The 22,201-nt window shown below is 46.3% G+C and carries 18 protein-coding genes, 1 tRNA gene and 1 other RNA gene; 2 read left to right on the top strand and 18 right to left on the bottom strand.

The genetic code is table 11. The annotated features are described in order from the left end of the window. Positions 1 to 37: 37 nt before the first annotated feature. The 11 genes from AC4G47_RS00960 to AC4G47_RS00910 form a co-directional block, all read right to left on the bottom strand. Positions 38 to 760, bottom strand: coding sequence for a uracil-DNA glycosylase (locus tag AC4G47_RS00960; RefSeq protein WP_491104349.1), 723 nt, complete (start codon positions 758 to 760; stop codon positions 38 to 40). Positions 761 to 882: 122 nt separating this feature from the next. Next, positions 883 to 1,247, bottom strand: a transfer-messenger RNA (tmRNA) gene (gene ssrA / locus AC4G47_RS00955). Between the two features lie 585 nt (positions 1,248 to 1,832). Then, positions 1,833 to 2,315 carry an SsrA-binding protein SmpB gene (smpB, locus tag AC4G47_RS00950; protein WP_482072074.1) on the bottom strand — a complete coding sequence of 161 codons (483 nt, stop codon included), beginning with the start codon at positions 2,313 to 2,315 and terminating at the stop codon, positions 1,833 to 1,835. A gap of 261 nt (positions 2,316 to 2,576) precedes the next feature. Continuing rightward, a complete protein-coding gene (gene rnr / locus AC4G47_RS00945; RefSeq protein ID WP_491104348.1) occupies positions 2,577 to 5,366 on the bottom strand; it encodes a ribonuclease R in 2,790 nt (929 codons plus the stop codon). Positions 5,367 to 5,925: 559 nt separating this feature from the next. After that, positions 5,926 to 6,159, bottom strand: a complete 234-nt coding sequence (secG, locus tag AC4G47_RS00940; RefSeq protein WP_062837740.1) for a preprotein translocase subunit SecG — start codon at positions 6,157 to 6,159, stop codon at positions 5,926 to 5,928. A 212-nt stretch (positions 6,160 to 6,371) separates the two neighbouring features. After that, positions 6,372 to 7,658, bottom strand: coding sequence for a phosphopyruvate hydratase (eno, locus tag AC4G47_RS00935; protein ID WP_458124888.1), 1,287 nt, complete (start codon positions 7,656 to 7,658; stop codon positions 6,372 to 6,374). Between the two features lie 237 nt (positions 7,659 to 7,895). After that, positions 7,896 to 9,440, bottom strand: coding sequence for a 2,3-bisphosphoglycerate-independent phosphoglycerate mutase (gene gpmI / locus AC4G47_RS00930; protein WP_491104346.1), 1,545 nt, complete (start codon positions 9,438 to 9,440; stop codon positions 7,896 to 7,898). Between the two features lies 1 nt (position 9,441). Further along, positions 9,442 to 10,194, bottom strand: coding sequence for a triose-phosphate isomerase (tpiA, locus tag AC4G47_RS00925; RefSeq protein WP_017691241.1), 753 nt, complete (start codon positions 10,192 to 10,194; stop codon positions 9,442 to 9,444). A 36-nt stretch (positions 10,195 to 10,230) separates the two neighbouring features. Beyond that, positions 10,231 to 11,412: a phosphoglycerate kinase gene (locus AC4G47_RS00920; protein ID WP_076216887.1), complete on the bottom strand. Its 1,182-nt coding sequence runs from the start codon at positions 11,410 to 11,412 to the stop codon at positions 10,231 to 10,233. A gap of 149 nt (positions 11,413 to 11,561) precedes the next feature. Continuing rightward, positions 11,562 to 12,569, bottom strand: a complete 1,008-nt coding sequence (gene gap, locus AC4G47_RS00915; RefSeq protein WP_017691243.1) for a type I glyceraldehyde-3-phosphate dehydrogenase — start codon at positions 12,567 to 12,569, stop codon at positions 11,562 to 11,564. Between the two features lie 106 nt (positions 12,570 to 12,675). Then, on the bottom strand, positions 12,676 to 13,701 hold the full coding sequence (locus AC4G47_RS00910) for a sugar-binding transcriptional regulator (protein WP_458124886.1): 1,026 nt from the start codon (positions 13,699 to 13,701) through the stop codon (positions 12,676 to 12,678). Positions 13,702 to 14,127: 426 nt separating this feature from the next. Here AC4G47_RS00910 and AC4G47_RS00905 point away from each other — a divergent pair. Continuing rightward, positions 14,128 to 14,202: transfer RNA gene (locus AC4G47_RS00905), tRNA-Arg, on the top strand. A 178-nt stretch (positions 14,203 to 14,380) separates the two neighbouring features. Further along, a complete protein-coding gene (clpP, locus tag AC4G47_RS00900) occupies positions 14,381 to 14,977 on the top strand; it encodes an ATP-dependent Clp endopeptidase proteolytic subunit ClpP (protein WP_017691245.1) in 597 nt (198 codons plus the stop codon). Positions 14,978 to 15,076: 99 nt separating this feature from the next. On the opposite strand, the gene AC4G47_RS00895 is transcribed toward clpP, so the two are convergent. The 7 genes from AC4G47_RS00895 to AC4G47_RS00865 all read right to left on the bottom strand — a co-directional run bounded on the left by AC4G47_RS00895 (position 15,077) and on the right by AC4G47_RS00865 (position 21,849). Beyond that, positions 15,077 to 16,174, bottom strand: a complete 1,098-nt coding sequence (locus AC4G47_RS00895; protein ID WP_491104345.1) for a stalk domain-containing protein — start codon at positions 16,172 to 16,174, stop codon at positions 15,077 to 15,079. Between the two features lie 382 nt (positions 16,175 to 16,556). Then, positions 16,557 to 17,309, bottom strand: coding sequence for an SIMPL domain-containing protein (locus AC4G47_RS00890; RefSeq protein ID WP_491104343.1), 753 nt, complete (start codon positions 17,307 to 17,309; stop codon positions 16,557 to 16,559). A gap of 163 nt (positions 17,310 to 17,472) precedes the next feature. Next, complete coding sequence (locus AC4G47_RS00885; protein WP_056695263.1) at positions 17,473 to 17,742, bottom strand: HPr family phosphocarrier protein; 270 nt, start codon at positions 17,740 to 17,742, stop codon at positions 17,473 to 17,475. Positions 17,743 to 18,002: 260 nt separating this feature from the next. Then, positions 18,003 to 18,941, bottom strand: a complete 939-nt coding sequence (gene whiA, locus AC4G47_RS00880) for a DNA-binding protein WhiA (RefSeq protein ID WP_458124883.1) — start codon at positions 18,939 to 18,941, stop codon at positions 18,003 to 18,005. A gap of 6 nt (positions 18,942 to 18,947) precedes the next feature. After that, positions 18,948 to 19,934, bottom strand: a complete 987-nt coding sequence (locus tag AC4G47_RS00875; protein ID WP_017691250.1) for a gluconeogenesis factor YvcK family protein — start codon at positions 19,932 to 19,934, stop codon at positions 18,948 to 18,950. 13 nt (positions 19,935 to 19,947) lie between these two features. Beyond that, positions 19,948 to 20,847 carry an RNase adapter RapZ gene (gene rapZ / locus AC4G47_RS00870; RefSeq protein WP_491104342.1) on the bottom strand — a complete coding sequence of 300 codons (900 nt, stop codon included), beginning with the start codon at positions 20,845 to 20,847 and terminating at the stop codon, positions 19,948 to 19,950. Positions 20,848 to 20,898: 51 nt separating this feature from the next. Continuing rightward, positions 20,899 to 21,849 (bottom strand): ROK family glucokinase, encoded by a 951-nt coding sequence (locus tag AC4G47_RS00865; RefSeq protein WP_062837749.1) that lies wholly within the window; start codon positions 21,847 to 21,849, stop codon positions 20,899 to 20,901. Between the last annotated feature and the right edge of the window lie 352 nt (positions 21,850 to 22,201).

The raw sequence follows: 22,201 nt of genomic DNA, 5'->3' as shown, positions 1-22,201 counted from the left end.
GAACCTTCCCCAGTCATTCACCATCGGCGTTTTTCATTTAATTGAATCCAAGATCCAAAATAGTCCTCACGGCATCTCGGAATTGTCGGGCTCTACCATTTGCGGGATGTGGCACATGGTCATGCTTGATTCGATAGAGGCTTAACGTGTCTGCTGACTTTCTGCCAATAGCCACAATTTGAGCATCGGGATTCAGTCCGATAAGCTCCCTAGCATATAGCAGACCATCCTCTAACTCTACAGAAGTCGGCGTTCGATTCGTCATCATGTTTTGAGAAGATTGATAAGGATGGAAGGGATACATGTTCCAAAATATAAAATCCGTTGGCTTCCACTTCTGACCGGATAGAACTACATCCCATATGATGGATGCTGTTGGTTCTGCGAATCCATACTGTGCCTGATTCCGGTTAGGTTTGGCGATATTGGGAAGGCTTGTCCGGACACCAGGCTCGCCTGGAAAAATCATTTGGTGATCCACCAGCAAGTGATTCCCGGTAACCATTCGTTCGGACGTCAAAGGTACGCCAGAGAACCTCGCCCCTTGATAGCCTACGGCTTCAGCAATAAAGATGTACCGAGCCTTGGACATTCTTGGTTCCAAATACCTGACCAAATGTTCAGAACGAATCTCCACCGCTTCGGGGCCGATATCATAGCCCTTCACATAATCTCTCCAAGGATTAATCACATTTACTGGCGAGACATATGCTTGTATCCCTGCAACAAACTCGCGGATCTGTTGCTGCGTTTGGCTCATGCTTCTTTGCCTCCTTTGGGAGAGTACGGAGTAATTACGGCTTCCATCCGCATATTTTAAAAAGATTATAGCATAAACAAAAAAACCACCAACCAGATTACTGATTGATGGTTTCTTGACTCTAATGGAGGCGAGGGGAGTCGAACCCCTGTCCGAAGATAACGACACATAAGCTTCTACGGGTGTAGTCACAGTTTTGATGTCACCCGAGTATCGCCCCGTAACCGGCTATACGTTGGGTCAGCCTGATTGTCTTCTTCAGCACACCCCAGGCGGAGATGTGACAGCGTATCCCACTACTTGTTAGCCCCTAATCCTGTCACATGGGCGATGCAGGTTAGAAGCACGCACACAGTTTCTTAGGCTGCGAAAGCGTAGTTTGTTTGTTGTTTGCCGTTTAATAGGCTTTAGCGTTGATGAAGCGGACGCGTCCCCACTACCCGCTACCCATGCTCGAACTATCCCCGTCGAATCCATAAACGCCCCCTCAATTAAGAAGGGCTCCAGGATTAATCCGTGAATACGGAGCAAAGGTGCTGCACATCTTTTTCCTCCAAGGTAAAAAGATGCTGCTTTCAAACTCGGCATTCCTGTCTGCTACATGAGTAATCATAACATAGGACAGAGTGCTGATATAGTACAGATTGCTGGAAGACCTTCCAGCAGGTTGAGCACGTGTACAAGTATATCCAATACACTAGGCTCAATCGTCTACATATTATACCGCGTCACCAATCGGAAGTAAAGTTTACCCAGATCAGATCACGAACAACTGCACCTAAGTAACTTACCCATGATTAATGTAAACTACGCAACAGTCTGATATTTCATATTTCAGCACCTATAAAGCTCATGCTTCTGGTGCCTCCCTCCAATGCATAACAGCAAAATTCATCACAGCACACATCAGCAATTCACATCACATTACCCTTCCCAATACAAAAAAAGCCTCAATCTTGCCCATTACAGGACAAAATTTGAGACTCCTTACCTCGTACATCATTCTTCCTAAGCTCCATCACGGAAACTAACTTATATCCCTAAAATGCAGCTTCCACGCCCAGCGATCCAATCAACGCGCAACCTTCTGTTTCTCGCGCAGTACCCGTTGGATATCACGTTGAGCATCGCGCTTGGCTGCACTCTCGCGCTTGTCGAACTGTTTCTTACCTTTACCCAGTCCGAGCAAAAGCTTCGCATACCCGTTGCGGATATAGATCTTCAGCGGCACAATGCTGTACCCATCCTGTTTTGACAGCCCGAGCAGCTTGTGAATCTGCACTTTATGCATCAGCAACTTGCGCGTACGTGTCGGATCGAGCGGATTATTTCGGTTCCCTTGTTCAAAAGGACTAATATGCATATTGTGAATATGAATCTCACCGTTCCGAATCGTGGCAAATGCATCACCAATATTCGCACGGCCGTTGCGAAGAGATTTGATCTCCGTTCCGGTAAGCACCATGCCCGCTTCATACGTATCTTCAATGAAGTAGTCATGGGAAGCCTTTTTATTCTGTGCGAGCACTTTACTCTGTCCATCATTCTTGCCCATGTCCTCACTCCTTCTCCGTAAAATAAGCCGGTACCAAGCTTTATAGCAGCGCACCCGATGTTGCACAAAGGTACCACGTGCCAGACCTTAATTGTAGCAAGTACGGCTGTTAAAATCAAGAAAGAGGCGACCTCTGCCGCCCCTCCTCATTACACCACTTTCGAACTGTGCGAAACAACACCCAACTGAAGTGGTTATTTCTCTCACGCTTGACTTGGATGAACTAATTGCAATCCAGTCCCCCAAGTGACTGTGACGTTATTATTTTTTCTTTTTCCGTACAAAAGCGGCCGTGCCGTTGCCAGAAGAATCTTTATTCTTCTTCCGCTTGCGCCGTGGTGCTCCGCCTTCCTGAGCGCCACCAGGTGTTGCAGCTTCTCCGATAAATACGCCGCTTGGCGAAGTGTTCTTGCGTCCACTTCCGCTTTTGCCACCTTTACCTGAGCCCTTGCCGGACTTGAAGCTTCCTTCCCCGCGACCGCTGTTCAGGCCACTTCCTTGTCCACTCGTTGAACCACTATCCGGTCCACCCGATGTAGAACTATAACCACCTTTACCTGAGCCAAAACCAAAGCTTACCGCGCCTTTGCCCCGCCCAGTCGATCTGCCAGCTTCACCAGCGCGACGCTCACCCTTCGGTTTGCCCCCGCCTTTACCAGCGAAGACACCGGATGAGCCTGCAGCCGTACCCGTACTCGCCGCTCCACTGCGACCGCCACGTCCACCTTTACTGCTCTCTTCCGTTATTCTGCCACCACGGTTGCCTCCAGCACCAGTTGAGCTGCCTTTGCCGCCACGCGAACCGCTGAGTCCACCTGGTCCACCCTTGGCACCGCCGCGTCCGCCGCCGCTACCAGGACGTCCACCTTTACCGCCACGTCCGCCACTGAAGCCGCCAGGACGTTCAGCGCGAGGTTTCATATCCACCATTTCAAAATCAATCGTATACTCTTCCATGCTTACACGTGCCACACGGATCTTCACTTCATCACCGATGCGGAAGACTTTCGAGGTACGTTCACCAATCAGAGCCATATGCTGATCGTCAAAATGGTAATAGTCGTCTGTGAGTGCACTCAGGCGAATCAGGCCTTCAACCGTGTTTTCCAACTCGATAAACATACCGAAGCTGGTCACACTGCTAATCATACCTTCGAACTCTTCGCCTACTTTATCGAGCATATACTCGGCTTTCTTCATTTTCTCTGTATCCCGCTCAGCTTCTACGGCCACACGTTCACGTTCCGAAGACTGCTGGGCAATATCGGACATGCGTCCAGCCAGATACTCCTGGCGGTTCTCCGGCAAAGCGCCTTTGTTCTCAATGACTTCGCGAATCACCCGGTGAATCACGAGATCGGGATAACGACGAATCGGAGACGTAAAGTGACTATAGAATTCTGCTGCAAGGCCAAAGTGACCCGACATTTCAGAATCATACTTCGCCTGTTTCATGGAACGTAACATCATCGTGCTGATCACGGTTTGTTCTTTCGTACCGTTAATATCCTCCAGCAACGATTGAAGTGCACGTGGATGAATCGCGTTGCCACGTCCTTTGACCTGATATCCAAAATTCGCCGCAAAGGCGAGGAAATTCTGCAGTTTTTCCTGATCCGGGTCTTCATGCACACGATAAATGAACGGAACCTTCAACCAGTGGAAATGCTCTGCTACCGTTTCATTGGCTGCCAGCATGAATTCCTCAATGATTTGCTCCGCAATCGAACGCTCCCGTTTCACGATATCCACTGGTTTGCATTCTTCGTCTACAATGATTTTGGATTCTTCAAAATCAAAGTCAACTGCACCACGACGCATACGCATGGCACGCAGTTTCAATGCAATCTCTTTCATCAGATGGAAATCATCCACCAGATCTTTATAACGCTCGAGCAATTCCGGCTCTTCGCCTTCAAGGATTTTACGAACGTTAGAATACGTCATACGCTCTTTGGTTTTAATTACACTCGTAAAGATGTCATGTTTCACGACCTTCATCTGGTCGTTGAACTCCATCTCACAAGACAAAGTCAAGCGATCTACCTGTGGGTTCAAACTACAGATCCCGTTGGATAGACGCTGTGGCAACATCGGAATAACCCGGTCCACCAGATAAACACTGCATCCGCGGTTGTACGCTTCCTGATCCAATAAAGAATTCTCCTGCACATAATAGCCAACGTCGGCAATGTGAACACCAAGACGATAGTTGCCATTAGGCAGTTTCTCTACGTTAACAGCATCATCCAAGTCCTTGGCATCTTCGCCATCAATCGTGACAATGTTAAGTCCACGCAAATCACGGCGACCCTGTTGTACAATCTCTTCATCGGTGATGGAGTCTGGAGCTTTCTCAGCTTCATGGACCACTTCGTCCGGAAAAGCTTCAGGTAGCTGATGCTTGCGAATAACGGACAAAATATCAATACCCGGCTCATCCTTATGACCAAGGATCTCGATCACTTCACCCTCGGCTGCAGCACGGCCCTCCGGATAGCTGACGATCTTAGCTACGACTTTCTGTCCATCAACAGCCCCTGCAAAGTTGGTACGAGGGATGAAAATATCGCGATTAATCCGTTTGTCATCCGGAATGACGAAGCCGTACACCTCATGGCTTTGGAACACACCAACGACTTGCGTCACAGCGCGAGTAACAATGCGAACAATCTCACCTTCAAGGCGACCGCCAGAAGGTCCTTGAGACGTGACTTTAACCAATACCGTGTCACCATTCATCGCACTCTTCATATCATTGGCGTGAATGTATACATCCGGGTGCTCCCGATCCTCAGGAATCAGGAAAGCGAACCCTTTGGCGTGAGCCTGTAAACGTCCACGTACCAAGTCCATGCGCTCTGGCATACCATAGCGATTGTTACGGGTCAGCAAAACTTTACCGGATTCCTCCAGCGTATTCAGCATAATCAAAAAGGCTTTGAAATCAGCTGCATCTTCGATCGCGAAGTGCTGTTCCAACTCCTGATAAGTCATGGGTTTATAAGCGGTCTCCCGCATGAAGTCGAGCAATTGTTGTTCTGTTATCATTAATATATTCACCTCGGGAAACATAAAAGTGTAATCAAGTCTCATCTCTTTATGTATCGGAATTCTTACCATTTTCATGATACATATTGCCATTCTCGTGTAGAGTGTAGTAGTGCAACCATACTATCTCATACCCTAGTATACACGAATTCAATCCGGACCATCCGTACCTCGCAAAAAAACCACAGTGGCCTGACGCTCCGCTATAATCACGCTTTCACATATCTCTACAGACATTTTATGCGGCACATATACAGTACGCATCTGGAAAAGGACTAGACCCGAAAAATTTTCTGTACACATGACATTCATTATAAGGAGTGAATTCGCGTAACGAATAAGCGAGGGACATACCATACATGATAGGGGTGTTTCACGCTAAGGAAGGAATTCTGAACAGAAGTTGAGAAGAAGACCGAAAAATCATGGAGTCTATTGTTCATTGGGAAACTTTGGACGCATAAGAATTTATTAAAAAACCCCCGTTTCTCCACGAAACGAAGGTTTATCAATTAAGCCATTAGCTTAAGAGCTATTCATTGCCCAGCTGATCCAACTCTTACTTGGAAACAACCGTAACAATAATAGACAAAATCATAAATCCTGCACCCAGTACCACCGTTGCACGTTGCAGGAAGAGATCCAATCCGCGCGCTTTCGTTTTACCGAAAAGATGTTCCGCACCACCGGAGATGGCACCCGCCAAACCAGCGCTTTTCCCGTGCTGCAGCAATACTACAGTGATTAGACCGATCGAGAAGACAACGAGCAGCAATTTCAAAGCAATATCCATTCTTTCCACCTCCTACCCATGTGGGCATAACATCTCACCATAAAAACAGTTACTTTAATTGTAACATAGCTATTGTTGTGATACAAGTAGTGCAGTTCATGCAATCCCCTAAATTTCACCATCTACCCGATTCATACGGTATAGCATTACTCCGTTTCAATAAAAAAGACAAGCCGGTTACCCGGCTTGCCCGTAAAAGCTGGATATCCAGCTTATTTTTTAAGGTTGTAGAATCCTTTAAGACCATTGTATTGAGCCAATTCACCCAGTTGATCCTCAATGCGAAGCAATTGGTTGTATTTCGCAATACGGTCTGTACGGGAAGGAGCACCCGTTTTGATTTGACCAGCGTTAGTTGCAACAGCGATGTCAGCGATTGTGCTGTCTTCGGACTCACCGGAACGGTGGGAGATTACAGCTGTGTATCCAGCACGTTTAGCCATTTCGATTGCATCGAATGTTTCAGTCAATGTACCGATTTGGTTAACTTTGATCAGGATGGAGTTACCGATACCTTCGTTGATACCTTTACCCAGACGCTCAGTGTTCGTTACGAACAAGTCGTCACCAACGAGTTGTACTTTGTCTCCCAGTTTTTCTGTGAGCAATTTCCAACCATCCCAGTCATCTTCGGACATACCGTCTTCGATTGTGATGATTGGGTATTTCTCAACCCATGAAGCCAGAAGGTCAACATACTCAGCGGAAGTGTAAGATTTACCTTCACCTGTAAGTGTGTATTTACCATCTTTGTAGAACTCAGTGGAAGCTACGTCCATACCCAGGAATACGTCAACGCCTGGTTTGTAACCTGCTTTTTCAATAGCTTCGATGATTGTAGTGATTGCTTCTTCGTTCGAACCAAGGTTCGGTGCGAAACCACCTTCGTCACCTACAGCTGTGTTCAGGCCTTTGGAGCTCAGAACGGATTTCAGGTTGTGGAAGATTTCTGCGCCTACGCGAAGAGCTTCTTTGAATGTTGGTGCTCCAACAGGAAGAACCATGAACTCTTGAACGTCGATGTTGTTGTCAGCATGCTCACCACCGTTGATGATGTTCATCATTGGTACTGGAAGTGCTTTAGCGTTGAATCCGCCCAGGTAAACGTACAATGGCAGGTCCAGAGCGTCAGCAGCTGCGCGAGCTACTGCCATGGATACAGCCAGGATTGCGTTAGCACCCAATTTAGCTTTGTTTGGCGTACCATCTAAAGCGATCATCAATTTGTCGATACCCAGTTGATCCAATGCATCCATACCGATAACTTCTGGAGCGATTGTTTCGTTTACGTTTTTAACAGCTTGCAGAACGCCTTTACCGAGGTAACGGGATTTGTCGCCATCGCGAAGCTCAACAGCTTCGTGGGCACCAGTGGATGCACCAGATGGAACGATTGCGCGTCCGATTGCGCCGGACTCCAGGTATACTTCAACTTCTACTGTAGGGTTACCGCGGGAGTCGAGGACTTCGCGAGCGTACACGTCAGAAATAATAGTCATTTGTGATAATCTCCTTTAATTTTAAATTTATTTTGAATACGTTCAGAATAATTAAGTTTCACCAGACCACTCCGCATGCAGTACCATCTTCCGATCGCTGTTATCCCCTGATTCCTTTGAACTTATTTTCATAAGTTGGAATCATGTGATAAAGGCGAACGCTACGCTTCTTCAGATCGGTTCTGCCCGCTTCGTTCAGGTTCCACTTAGTTTTATTCGACAACCTATTAAAACTAATTATTTACGGGTAGCAATGACGGATGTTCCAGTCATTTCTTCCGGTTTAGGCAATTGCATCAGGTCAAGGATCGTTGGCGCGATATCCGCCAGAATTCCGCCTTCACGCAGGGTTACATTTGCATCGGTAACGATGAATGGAACGGGGTTCGTTGTATGAGCTGTGAACGGACGTCCTTTCTCATCGAACACCATATCCGCGTTACCATGATCCGCAGTGATCAGTACAACGCCGCCTTTGGCAAGTACTGCATCTACAACACGACCCATGCACTCATCTGTTACTTCAACCGCTTTGATGGTAGGCTCCAGCATGCCGGAGTGTCCAACCATGTCAGGGTTAGCAAAGTTCAGAATGATGGCGTCATGTTTGTCTGCTTCAATCTCGCGAACACATGCATCAGCCACTTCATACGCGCTCATCTCCGGTTGCAGGTCATACGTTGCAACTTTTGGTGAGTTGATCAGTACGCGAGTTTCGCCTGGGAGCTCCACATCACGACCGCCGCTGAAGAAGAAGGTAACGTGCGGGTATTTCTCCGTTTCTGCAATACGCAGTTGTTTTTTGTTGTTCTGTACCAGAACTTCACCCAACGTGTTGTCGAGTTTCTTCGGCGAATAAGCCACATAACCTTCAACCGTCTCGCTGAACAAAGTTAAGCAAACAAAGTGCAAGCCCACAGGGAACTTCGGACCACGATCGAAACCGCGGAAATCCTGGTTCGTGAATACTTGCGACAACTGGATCGCACGGTCAGGACGGAAGTTGAGGAAGATGACGGAATCGCCGCTTTCCACCAAACCTACCGGCTCACCATCCGCTTTGACGATAACCGTCGGTTCAACGAATTCATCAAATACGGATTTCTCATACGATTCTTCAACCGCTTTGAGTGTGTCAGTGTATTTCGGTCCATCTCCATAAACGATAGCACGGTATGATTTCTCAACCCGTTCCCAACGTTTGTCACGGTCCATCGCATAATAGCGACCTTGAACCGTTGCGATTTTCCCTACACCAACTTCTTCAATTTTGGCGATCAGCTTCTGCATGAAGTCTCTACCACTGTCTGGCATAACATCACGGCCATCCATGAAGGCATGAATATATACATCGTTCATTCCTTCTTTTTTGGCCAGATCCAGCATAGCAAACAGGTGGTCGATGTGACTATGTACGCCGCCATCGGACAACAAACCGTAGAGATGAAGTTTTTTACCGCTTTGTTTCGCTTCACGAACAGCTTTGACAAGTGTTTCATTGTCGTAGAACTCACCGTCGCGAATGGATTTGGAGATACGGGTCAAATCCTGGTATACGATCCGGCCGGCACCAATGTTCAGGTGACCTACCTCGGAATTCCCCATTTGCCCTTCTGGCAAACCTACAGCTTCACCGCAAGCAGTGAGCGTTGTATGTGGGAATTGGCTCATGAAACGGTCATAGTTAGGTTTCTTGGCTTGCGCTACCGCATTCCCTTCCACCGTGTTACGAAGACCAAAGCCATCCATGATGATCAGTGCTACAGGTTTTGGAGCTGTCATCTTACTTCGCCCCCTCAACAAGCGCGATGAACGAAGCCGGCTGCAAGCTGGCACCGCCAACAAGTGCGCCGTCGATGTCGCTTTGTCCGAGGTATTCTGTTACGTTCTCTGGTTTAACACTGCCGCCGTATTGAATACGAACTGCACTCGCAACCGTCTCGTTGTAAAGATCCTTCACCAGCGTGCGGATGTAAGCAATAACTTCATTCGCATCTTGGGAAGTGGAGGATTTGCCTGTACCAATCGCCCAGATTGGCTCATAAGCGATAACGACTTGTGCCGCTTGCTCTGCAGACAGACCTGCCAAAGCAGCTTCGGTTTGCACTTTGCATACGTCTTTCGTTTGGTTCGCTTCGCGCTCTTCAAGCGTCTCACCAAGACAGAAGATTGGAGTCAATCCGTGACGGAATGCTGCATGCAGCTTTTTATTAACAGTCTCATCGGTTTCCGCAAAATATTGACGGCGCTCCGAGTGACCAATAATGACGTAATCCACACCCAGGTCTTTCAGCATTACACCACTGATTTCACCTGTGAATGCACCGTTGTCTTCAAAATGAAGATTTTGTGCACCAATTTTGATGTTTGTGCCTTTAACGGCTTCTACCAGGGATGGCAGATTTGTAAACGGTGCGCAGATTACAGTTTCCACGCCTTCAACTTCCGCTTTTCCCTTAACTTCCTGAATGAAGTCATTGGATTCGGAAACCGTTTTGAACATTTTCCAGTTACCTGCGATAATCGGTGTTCTCATGGGTTTCAACTCCTTCATGCTATAGACTACTGAAACTTACTTGTCGTTCAATGCCACTACGCCTGGAAGTACTTTACCTTCCATGAACTCGAGCGATGCACCGCCACCTGTAGAGATGTGGTTCATTTTGTCAGCCAATTTGAACTTCTCAGCTGCTGCTGCGGAGTCGCCGCCACCAATTACAGTGTAAGCTTCTGTCTCTGCGCAAGCTTCTGCTACTGCACGAGTACCGTGGGAGAATGGCTCGATTTCAAATACACCCATTGGTCCGTTCCATACAACCAATTTGGAGTTTTTGATTACGTCAGCATAGATCTCACGTGTTTTAGGACCGATGTCGATGCCTTCCCAATCTGCTGGGATGCCGTCGATGTCAACGATTTGTGTGTTTGCTTTCGCACTGAAATCGTCAGACACTACGATATCTACCGGCAGGTAGAAGTTTTTGCCAAGTTTTTTCGCTTTTTCGATGAAACCGAGAGCAACATCAAGTTTGGAATCATCCAGCAAGGATTGTCCAATTTCATGTCCTTGTGCTTTGAAGAACGTGTAAGTCAGACCGCCACCGATGATCACGTTGTCTGCAATGTTCAGCAGGTTGTCGATTACATCAATTTTGTCCTTAACTTTGGATCCACCAATGATGGCTGTGAAAGGACGCTCAGGGTTGGAGATTGCTTTACCCAACACTTCAAGTTCTTTCTCCATCAACAAACCGGACACTGCTGGAAGCAAGTGAGCGATTCCTTCAGTCGAAGCGTGTGCTCTGTGAGCCGCGCCAAACGCATCGTTAACGAAAACATCAGCCAGTTCAGCAAATTGTTTTGCGAGTTCCGAATCGTTTTTCTCTTCGCCTGCGTGGAAACGAACGTTTTCAAGCAACAATACGTCCCCGTTGTTCAGTTCAGCGATTTGAGCTTTAACAGCGTCACCAACAGAATCGTCAGCTTTAACAACTGTTTTACCAAGCAATTCAGACAAACGCTCAGCTGCTGGAGTCAAACGCAAGGATTCAACCACTTCGCCGTTAGGACGACCCATGTGGCTTGCCAAAATGACTTTAGCGCCTTTTTCAATCAAGAAGTTGATTGTAGGAAGCGTTGCACGAATACGTTTGTCATCTGTAATTTTACCATCTTCGAGCGGCACATTGAAATCTACACGGACAAAAGCCCGTTTTCCTGTCAATTCGATATCGCGTACACTTTTTTTGTTCATCTGTATTTCCTCCGCACCCATGTATTTGGTGGACCAATCAAGAGCTAAAATCCCCTGTCAATCCTGGTGTTTTTGAGAAATTTGCAAAATGTAGATATATAAAGAGCGGAAACAATAGCATCTGTTTCCGCTCTATGTTATTGCAGATATTACTTAATCATTTTTGCAAAGTGCTCCAAAGTGCGAACCAGTTGAGCAGTGTAGGACATTTCGTTGTCATACCAAGCTACAGTTTTAACCAATTGTTGGTCGCCAACAGTCAGAACTTTAGTTTGAGTTGCATCAAACAGGGAACCGAAAGTGATTCCTTGGATATCGGAAGATACGATTTCGTCTTCAGTGTATCCGAAAGTTTCTGGATCGGAAGCTTCTTGCATTGCTGCGTTAACTTCTTCAGCTGTTACTTTTTTGTTCAGAACAGTTACGAGCTCAGTCAGGGAACCAGTAGCTACTGGTACACGTTGAGCTGCACCATCAAGGATGCCTTGCAGTTCTGGGATTACCAGACCGATTGCTTTAGCAGCACCAGTTGTGTTAGGGATGATGTTTTCAGCTGCTGCGCGAGCACGACGGAAGTCACCTTTAGGGTGTGGAGCATCCAACGTGTTTTGGTCGCCAGTGTAAGCGTGAATTGTAGTCATCAAACCTTGAACGATTCCGAATTTGTCTTGCAACGTTTTTGCCATAGGTGCCAGGCAGTTCGTTGTGCAAGATGCGCCGGAGATTACAGTTTCAGTACCGTCGAGGATTTCATGGTTTACGTTGTAAACGATGGTTTTCATGTCGCCAGTAGCTGGTGCGGAAATAACAACTTTCTTAGCTCCGCCTTTCAAGTGTTTCTCAGCTGCTTCTTTCGTTGTGAAGAAACCAGTACATTCCAGAACGATATCTACGCCCAGGTCGCCCCAAGGAAGTTCTTCCGGGTTACGGTTAGCCAATACTTTAACTTCTTTGCCGTTCACTTTGAAGAAGCCATCGTGTACTTCAACATCGCCATCGAAGCGACCTTGAGTTGTATCATATTTGAGCAAATGAGCCAGCATTTTAGCGTCAGTCAAGTCGTTGATTGCTACTACCTCGATGCCTGCTACATTTTGAATACGGCGGAATGCCAAGCGTCCAATACGTCCAAAACCGTTAATACCTACTTTAATCATGAGTAAGTTCCTCCCAAGTTTTGATTAATTTTTTTATGAAACTTATATATTCAAGACAGACGGTGAAGTCCGTCAAGACAACAATGGTGTGGTGAAAAGTAATCTCTTATTCCATTTCGGCAACGATGACTTTGGCAGCAGCCTCATCAATAATCAGAATATCTTCCTGACCAAATCGCAGCACGGAGTGTATTGCAGCGGCTTTGCTTTTGCCACCTGCAATTCCGATCACGACATCGGTTCGTTCAATATCCTGCAATCGCATGCCCAGTGTAAGCATGGTATGTACCACCTCACCCTGATCATTGAAGTAATACCCAAAAGATTCAGATACGGCCCCTTGCTCTTGAAGTTCATCTACAATCTCCGTTGCAAGTTTGCGTCTTTTTGCCATCTCCACGGCATCACCAATTCCATGAATAACAATCCGCGATTGCCTGATCAGCTGTAAAATCTCCTGAACACCGGGATCCTGGATTAAAGATTCATAGGCATGATCACTTAGCAAATCCGGTACATGCAGGAGTTTGTATTGCGCTCCTACCCGTTTTGCCATTGTGGATGCGATCGTATTCGCCTGAATTTCAAGGCTTTCTCCCAGTCCACCGCGTGCCGGTACGAACCAGACACCTTTGAGAGATGTTGGTGGATTAAGTTGCTCTGCGACTTCAGCCGTTGTTGATCCGCCAGTAACGGCGACAACGTCGTTGTCACTCATGATATTGCCGAGAGCCTTCGCTCCGGCTCTGCCCAGTTCCCTTTTGGCAAACGGAGATACGTCCGAATCACCAGGAACCACAACTACCTTTTGCAGACCGTAGGCTTGCTTGATGCGCTCTTCCAGCTCGGATAATCCGAACAATTCTTTGGCTACGGGCTCTAACTGCTGCAGCAAATCATACCCTGCCTCGCTGATCTTCATTCCTGCACTGTCAATTTCAATAAGTCCCTGAGCCTTTAACAGATCGGTCTCAGCCCTCAGAACCCGCTCGGTCATCTGCATGGAATTAGCTAACGTTCTCCGTCCGATCACATCCGATAACATGATCTGTTGCAGAATCGTATACCTCTTTTTCAAGATATCCATGAGATCAGGCAGAAGCTGCTTTTGTACTTCTAAAATCGTTCGCATGCTTTCCACTCCCGCAAGTTCTCGTTCCAAGCTCTCTTTCGTGGCCCTAAAACGTCCCGGGTTAACTTTTTAAGTCCCACGTTTATTCTACCTAAAACTGACGTGACATGCAAGTGTTTCAACGTGTTATTTCGACACGTTTCAGTCGTTTGTACGCGCCTATTTTCACAATCCTAGACTTCCGTGATCAAGGACCGCCTTACGCATACCATATATAGAAGAAATAAATTATTTTCATCTACATATCGCTCAGAATTACATTTTATACTGCATGTCCAAAACCTCTAATAGCATTTACTTAAATGCACTCTTTATCCACTCTTCTTTATCATGATCACTTTTAGGTCAATCCAAACCACATCCACAATGAACTGCTTGCAATTAAATATTTCATGAGCTATAATCATTATTGCTGTCACATAATGTGCGCCCGTGGTCCAATGGATATGACGTAGGCCTCCGAAGCCTGAGATCCAAGTTCGATTCTTGGCGGGCGCGCCACTTTTTATTTAACAGCTCATAACCCTTTTAACCAATGAAACCGGAAAGGTTTCTTTTTTTTGCAAGTTAGTTTGACTTTCTTTGACTTTTTGTTTGGAATTGTTTATTATGTGGGTAATACGGTAACAGTTTAAGTAGAAACACCAATAACATTTACATTTCCGAGGAGGTTTTTCACGTGAGTTTTATTCCTATGGTCGTTGAACAGAGCAACCGGGGTGAGCGCGCCTATGACATCTACTCCAGATTGCTGAAGGATCGTATTATTTTCCTTGGTAGCGATGTTAATGACGTTGTGGCTAATGCTATCATGGCACAGATGTTGTTCCTGGCTGCGGAAGATCCGGAGAAAGACATTCACTTATACATCAACAGCCCAGGCGGATCGATTACAGCTGGTATGGCCATTTATGATACAATGCAATTCATCAAACCGGATGTATCTACCATCTGTGTAGGTATGGCGGCTTCCATGGGTGCATTCTTGTTGAATGCCGGTGCAAAAGGCAAACGTTTTGCGTTGCCTAACAGTGAGATTATGATTCACCAACCACTTGGTGGTGCTCAAGGTCAAGCTTCCGACATCGAAATTCGTGCTCGCCGCATCCTGAAAATGCGTGATACATTGAACCGCATCATCTCTGAGCGTTCAGGTCAACCGCTGGAGCGGATCGAGAAAGATACAGATCGTGACTACTTCATGAGTGCTGCTGAAGCTGCCGATTACGGTATCATTGATAAAGTTATCGAAAACGTAGGTTCCCAAGGCATCTAATTGTGTCCATACGCAAAGAAGCCCTCGTCATATCCATGACGAGGGCTTCTTTTTTCACTTTATAAGAAAGATAACATTAAAGTGCACAACAATGATTGCTTACTTGCTTCCCGTTACTTCGCTGAAAGGTTCGGTACCTTTAGGAAGAAGTTCTTTGTACGTAAATGGCATTTCGGGGAATCCCTCTGCGTATGCCGTATATTCATACAACTGGAAGAACACAACTACACCCGTTGGTGTCACATAGAAATCTTGATTTTTATTCAACCCTTTGTAACCTTCGAGGTAGCCACCGCGAGCTTTCAGTTGTTCGCCCACTTTTTTACTCAATGTCTCGCGTATGGTTTTGTTATTTTGCAGCACATCATCTAACGTAAGCTCCTTGCCTGTGTCCAGTGCAAAGGTGTGGCCTGTTCGGTATGTCATACCATGAGCACCAGCATAGTCCTCATATCGTTGTGTAATGAGTCCCAGTACGCCTCTTTCATTGTACGTCACTACATAAGAGCTCTCGAACGCATATGGACGATCGGCTGTTGCACCACCAAACTCAGATGTCTGTTTCTTGAAGTCGGCTACATATGTATCCACTTCGTCTTTCAACACTTTGTTGATCGCTGTTTCAGCCTCTTTGCTGGCAAGTCCACTCACTTGCGGATACTGAACATCCACTTCGGCATTTTTCACTGTGACATTGACTTTCGCCGCTTTAACTTTCACACTATTTTGTTTCACCTTGCTGAGCGTCAACGTTTTGGTTTTGCCATCCCAATTCCCCTGTACACCCAGATAATCTCTCATTGCTGAGAATGGAATATACAACCTGCCGTTGATCAGCTTGGCGTCCACTTGAGGATAGTAGTTGTTGATTCTGACACTTGGCTGACCGTCCATAAGACTAATTGTCATCGTGTTATTGGCTGCTGTCAGAGCATATTCTTTGGTCTTCGCATCATATTTCAGCGTTCCACCTGCTACATCTTTGACTGCCGTAAGAGATACCCAGGTTGAACCTCCTTGAAGGAGTCCTTTTTGAGTCAGTGTTTTCCCACCCGATTTCAGAGTCACCTCAGCCGGGGTTGTCACTTTCGAGGATACAGAAGCTGCTTGAACTGAACTATCCTGCCACACCGCACCGCTTCCTACAATAATTCCTGCTGCAAGCAGCGCACTTGTCCATTTTTTCCATGATGTCATATATAAAACTCCTCTCTGAATTCACAATTAGGGATCATTGCGTATGTAATCTTGACCTGTTCGTATATTTCATACGCTCACCTCTCTATTATAATTAACCCGATTTCGAAAAGGTTTACAGCTTCAGTTACAATGTTGATGATTATCCGACGGAAAAAATAACGGGATATGACCTTTTTGTCACGAACATCTGTACAAAAAAGATACCAAAATACAGCATTTTGTGTAGCTTGAACAATGTCCTATCCCTACTAACTTCACCAAAGTTTGCTTTTGCAACAAAAAAAGACCCTGTCCACAGGACAAAGTCTTTGTCATTATTTCTTGTTATCCCTTCGAATGATAATTGAAAGGACGTTCAATCTTACTTCTTCAATCTCGCTTATTTCATTTCATACGTGATATTCAGGATCGTTCTTACTTTAACTTGGCCTGTTTCAATCTCTGTGCCACCAGCTGTATCTTCTTCTTTGGACATCAAAGACTCACTTGCATAGAACACAGGCACGTTGGCATCGCCTTGGCTCACGGAAAGAACAGCACCGAGTTGACGTTTAACCGCTTTTGCAATCGCTCCAGCTTTCACATCTGCATTGGCAACTGCTTTCTCAATGACTTGGGACTCATAATTTTCCGGATTTTCTACAGTGAAGCGTACGTTCTCAATGTTGTTAGCACCTGCCCCCGAAGCAGCATCGAGCAACTCGCCGATTTTGTCCATCTCACGATATGTGATCGTCAGCGTATGGTGCGCTGTGTATCCTTTAACTTGTTGTCCTTCTTTTTCGCTATACGTGTAATTGGGTTGTACAGAGAACTGACTGGTTTGAATATCATCTGTACTGATCTTCCACGTATTCTTGAGCAGGTTGGATACTTTGGAAACTTTAGCAGCATTGGCTTTTTGGGCAGATGCAGCTGTCTCCGCAGTACTGTTCACACCAATGGACAGATAAGCGATATCAGGTTTAACCTGAATCTCACCTTTACCCACCACATTAATTACATTCTGTTGTACACCCTGAACCTCTGCAGCGTAAGCATAGTTACTTGGTGTAACCCATGCTGTTCCTCCAACAAGCAACGTACTTGCCACCAGCACCGCACCGAACGGTTTCATCCATTGTTTACCCATCACGATAGCCTCCTTATGTGTTAACATCTCAAACGTTAATCAATTTGATACCTTAACAGACGGGACAAATTCCATAATGTTGCACTTGACGATCGTGAAAACGGTAAAAACGCAAAAAAGCCCCTTTCGGGACTTCTTCCTTGAATTCAAGCACAGCATAGTCTTATTGGTTTTCAAGCTCTTCCTTGCTTACCAAACTAACTAAAGCGTTTACAGCCTGTTCGGCATCCGCGCCTTCTGCACTAATATGGATTTCCGTACCTGTGCTAATCGCAAGGCTCATGATCCCCATGATACTTTTTGCATTAACTTTTTTGTCGTCCTTCTCGACGAACACTTCAGATGAGTACTTATTCGCTTCTTGAACGAAAAGTGCCGCAGGTCTGGCATGGAGACCCGTTTTCAAACGGACAACTACCGGGTGCTTTGTCATGGAAACTTACCCCCTATTATGAAATCTGGACATTAAATACACAATTATATTTATACAACATTATAACATTAACCCGTTCAGGACACTAGAAGAAAAAAACTCAGGTTACTTTGGAGGGCATAATCATGCCCCATTTTACCTTTTGTACATCGCACCAAGTTACCTGAGTGACTCTTCTCGCTTCTTAACGGATAACTAAACCGACGGTTTGTTCCATAGAAACAAGCGACCTTGTTAATTTACCCTACTACGTATCAACCTTAACCATACCGTTCTGCTCGTACTTTTTCTGCCAGCTCATCAATTTTACGAAGCCGATGGTTCACACCCGATTTGCTGACTGTACCTTTAAGGAGTTCGCCGACTTCCTTCAAGTTGATATCCGGATGAGCCAGTCGAACCTCCGCAACTTCACGAAGCTTCTCAGGCAACGATTCAAGACCAACTTCCTTTTGCAGCAACCGGATATTATCAATTTGTCTTACCGCCGCTCCGATCGTTTTATTCAGGTTGGCGGTCTCGCAATTGACAATCCGGTTAACGGAGTTACGCATGTCTCGCATGATTCGTACGTCTTCAAACTTGAACAAGGCCTGATGAGCACCAATGATGCTGAGCAGCTCAATGATTTTCTCGCCTTCCTTGATGTATAGGATGAATCCTTTTTTCCGTTCTATACACCGGGCATTCAGATGAAATTCATTGGCCAGATCAACCAGTGCCTGACAGTGTTCCTCATACATGGACGCAATCTCCAGATGATAGGAAGAACCTTCCGGATTATTGACCGATCCACCTGCCAGAAATGCACCGCGAAGATAGGCCCGTTTACAACAGTTTTGCTGAAATAACTCTGCATTGATCCCTGGTGTAAACAGAAAGCCTTCAGATACAATATGAAGAGTATTGAGAATCTCCTGTACCATGGTTGGAATACGAACAATATATACATTGTTCTTTTTCAGCCGCATTTTTTTGCGGACCAGTAATTCCGTATGCACTTGAAAATGCTTTTTAAGCAGAGAGTATGCCCGTCTTGCAATGGCGGCATTCTCCGTCGAAATATCCAAGATGACTTTTTTATTCGATAACTGCACCGCACCAAGCATACGGATGAGGGCTGAAAGTTCCGCCTTTTCGCAGCACGGTTCGCTCTCGATCATGGTTAACTCTTTTTTGGTCTGTGCTGCAAACGACATGGGACTTCACCTCTTCCGTAACATCCAATTTTGTACCAGTTGGTAGATGTGATGACTTAGCTTGTCGGCATCATGACGCAGATAGGTTTTGAACAGAACAAGCGTATCTGCAACCACCTGATAACCAGCACTTTCGAGTACATTCATATCCAGTACAACTGGTTTTGCTCCTTTTTCCGCATACTTATTCTGTACTTGCAGCGGAATATCACCATTATTTACGATAACATAGTCGAAGAGCTGATGACCTATATGCTCGTGTACCGCCTTAAGGTGGTCACTTACCGTATAGTTATCTGTTTCTCCCGGCTGTGTCATGACATTACAGATAAACATCTTCACCGCATCAGCCTCTACCACAGCCTCGGCCAGCTTCGGTACGAGGAGGTTGGGAAGGATGCTGGTATATAGGCTACCAGGCCCAATTAGAATCGCGTCAGCTTGACGAATGGCCTCTACCGCCTCTGGCAACGGCTCCACGTGATCCGGTTCAAGGAAAACGCGTTTGATGCGTCCGCCTGCTTCAGGGATCTTAGACTCACCTGTAATAATTGTCCCATCTTCCATCTCAGCATGCAACACAACGGCCTGACCAGCAGCTGGCAATACCTCACCTCGAACGGCAAACACGCGGCTAAGTTCCCGCACCGCGGTCACGAAGTCGCCCGAAATATCCGTCATTGCAGCCAAAATCAAATTTCCCAGGCTGTGGCCTGCAAGCCCCGCGCCTGTATTAAAACGGTACTTCAACATATCTGAAAGCAATGGTTCTACATCAGCCAGTGCCGTAAGCACGTTGCGAATGTCGCCCGGAGGCGGCATTTGTAGCTCATTGCGCAGGATGCCTGAACTTCCACCATCATCTGCAACTGTGACGATGGCCGTGATATCCAGCGGCTTCTCTTTCAAACCGCGCAACATCACGGATAATCCGGTTCCGCCGCCCATTACAACTATTCTCGGACGTTCTCTTCGTGGTCCGGCCTCTTTCATCCCTTCACCCTCTTCAATGACGGTCCCGGTCAGCGTCGCGATGGCTTACGGTGAGAGCTTCAGTCTCGCTGCTTCCCAACATCTTGCCCAAATATTCCGATATTGCTACCGAACGATGCTTGCCTCCGGTACAGCCGATTCCAATAATAACCTGGCTTTTGCCTTCCTTCCGGTATTGCGGAATCAGGAAATGCAGCATATCCAGCAGCTTCGTCAGAAACGCCTGTGTCTCCGGCCATTTCATGACATATTCATACACATCACTATTCTGTCCCGTATTCGGACGTAAATGATCAATATAATGCGGATTCGGTAAAAAACGTACATCAAACACCAGATCGGCATCGATTGGAATCCCATACTTGAATCCGAACGACGTAATATTCACCGACAGCATTTGGCTTTCCAGATGAGAAAAGCGAGATATAATGCGTTCTTTCAGTTGAGCGGGCTTCATTGTACTTGTATTCAGTACCTGAGTTGCAGAGTTTTTGAGTTCCTCCAGCATCTTGCGCTCCAGCCGGATGCCGTCCAGCGGCATACCCTCAGGAGCCAGCGGATGTCTGCGCCTGCTTTCTTTGTAACGCTGAACAAGTACAGAATCTGTAGCATCCAGGAATAAAATTTCGCAATGAATGGTAAAATGATCTTTAATATAGTTCAAAGACTCGGACAAAGCCGTAAAGAATTCACGCCCGCGCAGATCGATAACCAATGCAACTTTACCAATCTTGCCATTTGACTGTTCAATCAGTTCCGCAAATTTTGGAATCAATACCGGCGGCAGATTATCCACACAGAAGAAACCCAGATCCTCCAGGCTCTGTACTGCAATCGTTTTACCTGCTCCGGACATGCCCGTAATGATAATGAGCGTGGCGCCTGTGCCTGGTGAGCCTTCACCTTCAAGCATAAATGTCCCCTCCTTATCATATTGCTGTCTTCATATATTGTTACGAGGTTACTAGGAACGCAAGAGAAGACCTGCTGCACCCACAATACCTGCATTATTACCAAGTGTAGCTTCCAGAATCTGAACCCCTTCTTGCAGCGGTTCCGGTGTCAACTTAGCAAATACGGTACGAATTTCATCGAACAAGAAATTACCTGCTTTGGATACGCCACCACCGATGATGAACATCTCCGGGTTAATGACAGCTGCTACAGTAGCCATGGACTTGCCCAAGTAGAAGGCCGCACGATTTACAATGCGCTGTGCCACTTCATCGCCTGCCTTCGCAGCATCGAATACTTCCTTGGCTGCAATCTTGTCGACGAGTGCCAGTGACGTATGATCACCTCGTTCTACTGCATCCTTCGCCATACGGATAATTCCTGTTGCAGACGATACCGTTTCAACACATCCCATTTTACCACAGCCGCACTTGATGGCCTCCAGATCAGGTACAACACTGATATGACCCAGTTCTCCCGCCATACCAGAGAATCCCTGATAGATATTACCATTCAAGATCAAGCCTCCGCCAACACCCGTACCAAGTGTATAACATACGCAATTGTCTACGCCTTTGCCGGCACCTGCCCATACTTCACCCAGTGCAGCTACGTTCGCATCGTTATCTATTTTGATTGGCTTGCCCAAACGTTCTTCCAGAATCGAACGAATGGCTACATTCCGAAATCCGATGTTAGGGGCATGAACGATAATTCCCTCACGTACATTCGTGAAACCGGCCACTCCAGCACCTACACCCTCAAGCTGTTCCCAACTGTAAGGTGATTCGGCTACGATATGTCGGACATACTTCTCGATGTTGGCGATGACCGTGTCTACGCCCTTATCCACTTCAGTCGGTCCTTCATACGTATGCATTAGCTGACCTTGTTCATCGCATATACCGACCTTGATTGCTGTTCCGCCGAGATCGACCCCAACGTAGATTTTCTCAGACATGCTGCAAGCCACCTTTATCTATCTAAAATAGTTTAAGTCCTACGTCCAACTATAATTGAAGGATACGCCTGGGTCAAGACGATAAGACCTTGGATACACTATGCTCCGTTAGGGTTGTGAACCACATCACACACCATTTTTGAATACGTATACAATCGGATTACCTTCGTTTATAAACGCAGGCTTTATTCCTTCCTCCATAGCAGAGGAAGCCTCAACTCATGATATTGCATCTTCACTCGTTCCATTCATAAAAGATGATCATCGTCACCTCAGAGTGGTGACACATCTCACTCACCCCATTACCTGTCATTCTCATGTAGAGAACTATCGAATGACGGTATTGCCAACA

The organism is Paenibacillus sp. Negev47, assembly GCF_058313655.1.
The sequence above is the reverse complement of the archived record's forward strand: the minus strand, read 5'-3'. Positions and strand labels throughout refer to the sequence as shown.

What these genes read in the sequence shown, in the direction of transcription:
- AC4G47_RS00960 (WP_491104349.1), bottom strand. Translation starts at nt 760, where the DNA reads ATGAGCCAAACGCAGCAACAGATCCGCGAGTTTGTTGCAGGGATACAA.
- smpB (WP_482072074.1), bottom strand. Translation starts at nt 2,315, where the DNA reads ATGGGCAAGAATGATGGACAGAGTAAAGTGCTCGCACAGAATAAAAAG.
- rnr (WP_491104348.1), bottom strand. Translation starts at nt 5,366, where the DNA reads ATGATAACAGAACAACAATTGCTCGACTTCATGCGGGAGACCGCTTAT.
- secG (WP_062837740.1), bottom strand. Translation starts at nt 6,159, where the DNA reads ATGGATATTGCTTTGAAATTGCTGCTCGTTGTCTTCTCGATCGGTCTA.
- eno (WP_458124888.1), bottom strand. Translation starts at nt 7,658, where the DNA reads ATGACTATTATTTCTGACGTGTACGCTCGCGAAGTCCTCGACTCCCGC.
- gpmI (WP_491104346.1), bottom strand. Translation starts at nt 9,440, where the DNA reads ATGACAGCTCCAAAACCTGTAGCACTGATCATCATGGATGGCTTTGGT.
- tpiA (WP_017691241.1), bottom strand. Translation starts at nt 10,194, where the DNA reads ATGAGAACACCGATTATCGCAGGTAACTGGAAAATGTTCAAAACGGTT.
- AC4G47_RS00920 (WP_076216887.1), bottom strand. Translation starts at nt 11,412, where the DNA reads ATGAACAAAAAAAGTGTACGCGATATCGAATTGACAGGAAAACGGGCT.
- gap (WP_017691243.1), bottom strand. Translation starts at nt 12,569, where the DNA reads ATGATTAAAGTAGGTATTAACGGTTTTGGACGTATTGGACGCTTGGCA.
- AC4G47_RS00910 (WP_458124886.1), bottom strand. Translation starts at nt 13,701, where the DNA reads ATGCGAACGATTTTAGAAGTACAAAAGCAGCTTCTGCCTGATCTCATG.
- AC4G47_RS00895 (WP_491104345.1), bottom strand. Translation starts at nt 16,174, where the DNA reads ATGACATCATGGAAAAAATGGACAAGTGCGCTGCTTGCAGCAGGAATT.
- AC4G47_RS00890 (WP_491104343.1), bottom strand. Translation starts at nt 17,309, where the DNA reads ATGGGTAAACAATGGATGAAACCGTTCGGTGCGGTGCTGGTGGCAAGT.
- AC4G47_RS00885 (WP_056695263.1), bottom strand. Translation starts at nt 17,742, where the DNA reads ATGACAAAGCACCCGGTAGTTGTCCGTTTGAAAACGGGTCTCCATGCC.
- whiA (WP_458124883.1), bottom strand. Translation starts at nt 18,941, where the DNA reads ATGTCGTTTGCAGCACAGACCAAAAAAGAGTTAACCATGATCGAGAGC.
- AC4G47_RS00875 (WP_017691250.1), bottom strand. Translation starts at nt 19,934, where the DNA reads ATGAAAGAGGCCGGACCACGAAGAGAACGTCCGAGAATAGTTGTAATG.
- rapZ (WP_491104342.1), bottom strand. Translation starts at nt 20,847, where the DNA reads ATGCTTGAAGGTGAAGGCTCACCAGGCACAGGCGCCACGCTCATTATC.
- AC4G47_RS00865 (WP_062837749.1), bottom strand. Translation starts at nt 21,849, where the DNA reads ATGTCTGAGAAAATCTACGTTGGGGTCGATCTCGGCGGAACAGCAATC.